Annotated in this window: 1 protein-coding gene; it reads left to right on the top strand. The window is 72.9% G+C overall.

Features of this window, described 5'->3' with window-relative positions; translation table 11 throughout:
* Positions 1–4,018 (top strand): type I polyketide synthase (locus tag HW445_RS21135; RefSeq protein WP_180222556.1); only part of this gene is annotated, 4,018 nt, incomplete at both ends.

Here is a 4,018-nt window from a genome sequence, read left to right as displayed (position 1 = left end):
TCGCCTCCGCGACCACCGGGCAGGACGACTCGCCCGAGGCCGACGACGCCCGCACCCGGCTGCGCGACCAGCTCGCCGCGCTGTCCCCCGCCGACCGCGCGGACCATCTGGTGCGACGCGTCCGTGAGGCCGCCGCCGCGGTCCTCGGTCACGGCGACACCACGGAGATCAGGCCCGACCGCGCCTTCCGCGACCTGGGCTTCGACTCGCTCACCGCCGTCGACCTGCGCAACCGGCTCGCCCGCGAGCTGGGCATCGCCCTGCCCAGCACCCTCGTCTTCGACCACCCCAACCCGGCCGCGCTGGCCCGGTTCGTGGAGTCCGAGCTCCTCCCGGCGGAGGCCGCCACCGCGTCCCGCTCCGAGGCGGGCGCCGCGGGAGCCGCCGACGACGAGCCGATCGCCATCGTCGGCATGGCCTGCCGCTATCCCGGCGGCGTGGCCGGCCCCGACGACCTGTGGCGGCTCGTGGAGTCCGGCGGCGACGGCATCACGCCGTTCCCCACCGACCGCGGATGGGACCTCGACGCCCTCTACGACCCCGACCCCGAGACGCCCGGCACCTCCTACGTCCGCGACGGCGGCTTCCTGCACGACGCCCCCGGCTTCGACGCCGGCTTCTTCGGCATCTCGCCGCGCGAGGCGCTGGCGATGGACCCGCAGCAGCGGCTGATGCTGGAGGCGTCCTGGGAGGTCTTCGAGCGGGCCGGCATCGACGCCGCCTCCGTCCGCGGCCACCGCGTCGGCGTCTTCGCCGGCGCGTCCGCCTCCGGCTACGGCGCCGATCTCTCCGGCACCGCCGACAGCACGGGCACCGAGGGCCACCTGCTGACCGGCATGGCCACCAGCGTGCTCTCCGGCCGCGTCGCCTACGTCCTGGGCCTGGAGGGCCCGGCCATCACGGTCGACACGGCCTGCTCGTCGTCCCTGGTCGCCCTGCACCTGGCCGTCCAGGCGCTGCGCAGCGGCGAGTGCACGATGGCGTTGGCGGGCGGTGTCGCTCTGATGGCGACGCCGACCGGTTTCGTCGAGTTCAGCCGTCAGCGCGGTCTGGCCACGGACGGCCGCTGCAAGTCCTTCTCCGACGAGGCGGACGGCACCGGCTGGTCCGAGGGCGTCGGCGTGCTGCTGGTCGAGCGTCTGTCGGACGCGCGCCGCAACGGGCACCAGGTGCTGGCGGTGGTGCGGGGTTCGGCCGTCAACCAGGACGGTGCGAGCAACGGGCTCACGGCGCCGAACGGGCCGTCGCAGCAGCGCGTCATCCGCGCGGCGCTCGCCGGGGCGGGTCTGACCGGTGCCGACGTCGACGCCGTCGAGGCCCACGGCACCGGCACGACGCTGGGTGACCCGATCGAGGCCCAGGCGCTGCTGGCGACGTACGGCCAGGAGCGTCCGGAGGACGGGCGGCCGCTGTGGCTCGGCTCGATCAAGTCCAACATCGGGCATGCCGCGGCCGCGTCGGGCGTCGGCGGCGTGATCAAGATGGTCATGGCGATGCGCCACGGTCTGCTGCCCGCGACTCTGCACGTCGGCGAGCCGTCGTCGAAGGTCGACTGGTCGGCCGGCGCGGTGGAGCTGCTGACGGAGGCGCGGGAGTGGCCGGAGACGGGTGAGCGTCCGCGCCGTGCGGGTGTGTCGTCGTTCGGCATCAGCGGCACCAACGCCCACATCATCCTGGAGTCCGCCGAGCCCGAGCCCGAGCCGGTCGCCGGGGCGGAGGAGCCGGCGGCTGTGCTGCCGGTGGTGCCGTGGGTGCTGTCGGCAAAGTCGCCGGAGGCTCTGGCGGGCCAGGCGGAGCGTCTGCTGCCGCTGGCTACGGGTGACGTCTCGCCGGTGGACGTGGGCTGGTCCCTGGTGTCCGCGCGAACCCTGTTCGACCACCGTGCGGTGGTCTTCGGCGAGGACCGTGAGGATCTGCTGCGCGCGGTGGCCGAGGGGCGTTCGGCGGCGGGTGTGGTGTCGGGTGTGGTCGGGGGAGGGCGTTCGGCGTTCCTGTTCTCCGGCCAGGGCTCGCAGCGGGCCGGGATGGGCCGGGAGCTGTACGAGGCGTTCCCGGTGTTCGCGGACGCGTTCGACGCGGTCTGCGCGGAGCTGGACAAGCACCTGGACCGGCCGGTCAAGGAACTGGTCTTCGACCCCGAGTCGGACCTCCTCGACCGCACCGTCTACACCCAGGCCGGTCTGTTCGCGGTCGAGGTGGCCCTCTTCCGGCTGGTGGAGCACTGGGGTGTCACGCCTGACTATCTGCTGGGCCACTCGATCGGTGAGTTGGCCGCCGCGCACGTCGCGGGCGTCTGGTCGCTGGAGGACGCGGCTGCTCTGGTGGCTGCGCGGGGCCGGTTGATGCAGGCTCTGCCGGAGGGTGGGGCGATGGTCGCCGTGCAGGCGACCGAGGACGAGGTCCTGCCCCTGCTCACCGACAACGTGTCCATCGCCGCCCTCAACGGACCCACCTCCGTCGTCATCTCCGGCGACGAGGACGAAGTCACCGCGATTGCCGAGCTTTTCGAGAAGTCGAAGCGGCTGCGGGTCAGCCACGCGTTCCACTCGCCGCGCATGGAGCCGATGCTGGAGGAGTTCCGGCAGGTCGTGCAGGCGGCCACTTTCCAGGCCCCGCGGATCCCGATCGTCTCCAACCTCACCGGCACCGTCGCGGGTGAGGAGCTGCTGACGGCCGACTACTGGGTCAACCACGTCCGTCAGGCCGTCCGGTTCGCCGACGGTATCCGCCACCTCGACGCCCAGGGCGTGAGCACCTATCTGGAGCTGGGTCCGGGTGGGGTTCTGTCCGCCATGGCCCAGGAGACGGCGGCCGAGGCCGCGTTCGTGCCGGCGTTGCGGAAGAACCGGGCCGAGACCGACGCCGTCGTCACCGCTCTCGCCGAACTGCACACCCACGGCTCCACCGTCGACTGGACCGCCTACTACGCCGGCACCAACGCCCGGCAGATCGACCTCCCCACCTACGCCTTCCAGCACGAGCGGTACTGGCCTGAGTCCGTCCGGGGCTCGATCGGTGACGTCACCGGCTTCGGCCTCCGCACGGCTGAGCACCCTTTGCTGGGTGCCGAGGTGCTGCTCGCCGACGGCGACGGACTCGTCCTCACCAACCGGCTCTCGCTGGACACGCATCCCTGGCTGGCCGATCACGCGATCTTCGGGACGGTGCTGCTGCCGGGGACCGCGTTCGTGGAACTGGCCCTGCACGCCGGTGACCGCCTCGGTTGCGGCGTCCTGGACGACCTCACCCTGCAATCCCCGCTGGTCCTGCCCGAGCGTGGCGGGGTGAGCCTGCAGGTGGTGGTCGGCGCGGCCGAGGACAGCGGACGCCGTCCGGTCACCGTCCACTCCGCGCCCGCGGGTGACGACAGCGACATCTGGACCCTGCACGCCTCCGGCTTCGTCGCCCCTGCCGTGGCGCAGGCCAACACTCCACTGACCGAGTGGCCGCCGCGCCGGGCAAAGCACGTTTCCGTGGACGGCATGTACGACACCATGACCGAGCTCGGCTACGGCTACGGCCCGGTGTTCCAGGGCCTGCGCGGCGTGTGGCGCCGAGGCCAGGAGGTGTTCGCGGAGGTCGCCCTGCCGCAGGAGGCGTGGACGGAAGCCGGCCGTTTCGGTATCCACCCCGCCCTGCTGGACGCCGCCCTCCACGCCATCGGCATCAGCGGCCTGCCCACCGGAATCGACGGCCCCGGCCTGCCCTTCGCCTGGAGCGGCGTCCAGCTGACCGCGGTCGGCTCACCCGTCCTGCGCACCCGCATCACCACCAACCCTGGCGGCGGGATCGCCCTCGACCTGGCCGACGCCACCGGCACCCCCCTCGGCCGCATCGACACCCTCACCCTGCGCCCCGTCACGGCCGAACAGCTCGACACCACCCCCACCAACGACTCCCTCTTCCACCTCGACTGGCGCACCCTCCCCGCCCCCAACCCGAACACCGTCAGCGCGGACATCCTCGAAGTCCCCGCCAGCACCATCGACGGTGACGTCCCGGCGGCCGTGCAGACCGT

Origin of the sequence: Streptomyces sp. UH6 (genome assembly GCF_013421635.1) — a bacterium.
GTDB classification, from domain to species: domain Bacteria; phylum Actinomycetota; class Actinomycetes; order Streptomycetales; family Streptomycetaceae; genus Streptomyces; species Streptomyces abyssomicinicus.
Note: the sequence above shows the minus strand (reverse complement) of the source record. Positions and strands in the feature narration are given on the sequence as shown.